Here is a 2,736-nt window from a genome sequence, read left to right as displayed (position 1 = left end):
GGGGTCGGCGGGGGAGAGGGGGAACTCCCGCGCGAAGCGGACGAGCGCGGAACGGTCCCGCTGGTGCCGGTAGGGCGCCAGGTAGGCGTCGTGGACGGCCTGCGGCAACGGGCGCCGCGGGCCCTGCCGCAGGGCCACGCGGGCCACGGCGTTGGACGCGTGCGCGACGCGGCCCACCGTCCGCTGCCGCAGGGCCTGCACCGCCCACGGCAGCCGGTACCCCGGCGGCATGGGGAAGGCCGCCGTGTTGAGCACGACCAGGCGGTCCACGACACCGGGACGCAGATGGGCCCACCACAGGCCGACGGGACCGCCCCAGTCGTGCACGACCAGCGTCCAGCCACGGCGCGGCGCCCCGCCCTGCGCCGTGAGGTGGTCCACGAGGCGCGCCAGGTCCTTCGCGCGGTTCTCGGCGAGGAGCTCGCCCTCCAGGTCGCGCGCCCGGTCCGAGAGCCCCATGCCCCGCAGATCGGGGACGACACAGCGGTACCGGCCCCGCAGCCCCAGGACGAGACGCCGCCACAGGTAGCTCCACGTCGGGCTGCCGTGCACCATCAGGACGGGCCTGCCCCGGCCCTCGTCCAGATAGTGCTGGTGCCACGCGCCGTGGCTGAACCACCGCCCCTGGAAGGGGTAGTCGGGCAGGCGGCGGGCCTGCTCCGCGGTGAGAGGCGGCTGAGGGCTCACGGCGAGCTCCTGCCCATCCGTACGCGCGTCCTGCCCCGGACCACGTCGAATCACCCGAGTAGGTGATATCCGGGCGTTGTCGCAGGTGCCGCACGCGCCGCCACGGGCGGAAGGGAATGGCGCAACAGCAGGTCACAGCCGCGCCCCTGGGCCCAGTACGGTGAGGAGTCCCAGCCGACCCACGGAGGTGCAGCCGATGCCGGACGCCGACCCCGGGCTCTTCGGGCCCGCCTCCGTGGCCTGGCAGCTGCACGGCGACCCGATGATGTGGATCGCCGGGATCCGTGCGCTGTGGCTCCAGGCGCTGCACCCCCGTGCCGTCCGCGGGGTCACCCAGAACTCCGACTTCCGGCAGGACGCCTGGGGACGCCTGCGCCGGACCGCCCACTTCGTCGGCACCACCACCTACGGCACCACCGGGGCCGCCGAGCGCGCGGGCGCGGCCGTCCGCGGCATCCACCGGCGGCTCTCGGCCGTCGATCCGGACACCGGCGAGCGCTACGGCGTCGACGACCCGGACCTGCTGCTGTGGGTGCACTGCGCCGAGGTCGACTCCTACCTCCAGGTGGTCCGCCGCTCCGGCTTCGCCCTCACCGACGCCCAGGCCGACGCGTACCTGGACGAACACCGCGTCTCCGCCCGCCTCGTGGGCCTCGACCCCGCGGCCGTCCCGGGGACGACGGCGGAGATGGCCGCCTACTTCGAGAAGGCGCGCCCCGCGCTGGCCCTCACCCCCGAGGCCCGTCAGGTGGACGACTTCCTGCGGCGGCCCCCGGCACACCCGGCGCTGGCACCGGCACGCGCGCTGCTGTGGGGGCGGGTGGTGGCTCCCCTCGCCTACGGGGCCCTGCCCTCCTGGGCGCACGAGCTCTACGGAAGGCCCGCGCCCCCGGCCCCGGCGGTCACCCGTCACCTGCGCCTCACAGGTACTGTACTGCGCGGCGTCCCCGCCACCGTACGCTGGCAACTCCCGCCCAAACACATCCTCCGGGCGGTGGGCAGGCTCGGGCCCGGTACCCGTCCTTCCTCCTCCCGGCTGCAAAGACGGGCCGCCATACTGGACGGGCCGGGAGGGGCACTGCGACGCGACGGGGGCGGCGGCGAGGGATGGCGGAATCCAGGCTGATCCAGGGCCGGTACCTGCTGCTCGACCGGATCGGGCGGGGCGGTATGGGCGAGGTGTGGCGTGCCCGCGACGAATCGCTGGGCCGCCAGGTGGCCGTCAAGTGCCTCAAGCCGATGGGCCCGCGCCACGAGCCGTCGTACCTGCGGGTGCTGCGCGAGCGGTTCCGCCGCGAGGCGCGCGTCGCGGCGGGGCTCCAGCACCGCGGCATCACCGTCATCCACGACTTCGGCGAGTCCGACGGCGTGCTCTTCCTGGTGATGGAGCTGCTCGACGGCCGCAACCTCAGCGAGCTCCTGGAGGACAACAAGCAGCACCCCCTGCCCGTCCCGGAGGTGATCGGGATCGCCGAGCAGGTCGCCGCCGCCCTCGCCTACACCCACCGGCAGGGCGTGGTGCACCGCGACCTCAAGCCCGCCAACATCATGCGGCTCACGGACGGCACCGTGAAGATATGCGACTTCGGCATCGCGCGCCTCGGCCACGACATCGGCTTCTCCAGCCGTCTCACCGGCACCGGCATCGCCATGGGCACCCCCCATTACATGTCGCCCGAGCAGATCGGCGGCGGCCAGGTCGACCACCGCAGCGACCTCTACTCGCTGGGCTGCGTGCTGTACGAGATCGCCACCGGTGCCCCGCCGTTCGACATGGACGATGCCTGGGCCATCCTCGTCGGCCACCGCGACACCCCGCCCACACCACTGCGCGAGCTGCGGGCCGAACTCCCCGGGGCCTTCGAGCGGATCGTCCTCGACCTGCTCGCGAAGGCGCCGGACGCCCGCCCGGCCGACGCCGGCGCGCTCCACGAACGCCTGCTGGAGCTCGCCCTGTCCGAACTTCCCGGGCTGCCCGGGCCCGTCGCCACCGTTCCCCGTACCCTGACCGAGGTGCGGCCGCGGCCCCTGCGGCCCTCGGTACGGCTG

3 protein-coding genes are annotated in these 2,736 nt (G+C 74.4%); 2 read left to right on the top strand and 1 reads right to left on the bottom strand.

The annotated features are described in order from the left end of the window. Positions 1-687, bottom strand: a 687-nt coding sequence (locus K6I34_RS35130) for an alpha/beta fold hydrolase (RefSeq protein ID WP_229332086.1), incomplete at its 3' end; no start/stop codon positions are given. Positions 688-883: 196 nt separating this feature from the next. Here K6I34_RS35130 and K6I34_RS35125 point away from each other — a divergent pair. After that, positions 884-1,813, top strand: a complete 930-nt coding sequence (locus K6I34_RS35125) for an oxygenase MpaB family protein (RefSeq protein ID WP_229332085.1) — start codon at positions 884-886, stop codon at positions 1,811-1,813. Next, the coding region (locus K6I34_RS35120) for a serine/threonine-protein kinase (protein ID WP_229332084.1) at positions 1,795-2,736 on the top strand (942 nt) is incomplete at its 3' end. The genes K6I34_RS35125 and K6I34_RS35120, both read left to right, overlap by 19 nt.

This window comes from Streptomyces sp. UNOC14_S4, assembly GCF_020740835.1.
In the GTDB taxonomy this organism is placed as follows: Bacteria; Actinomycetota; Actinomycetes; order Streptomycetales; family Streptomycetaceae; genus Streptomyces.
Note: the sequence above shows the minus strand (reverse complement) of the source record. Positions and strands in the feature narration are given on the sequence as shown.

Bases quoted from the DNA above. Each gene is read 5' to 3' on its own strand.
- K6I34_RS35125 (WP_229332085.1), top strand. From the start codon at position 884: ATGCCGGACGCCGACCCCGGGCTCTTCGGGCCCGCCTCCGTGGCCTGG.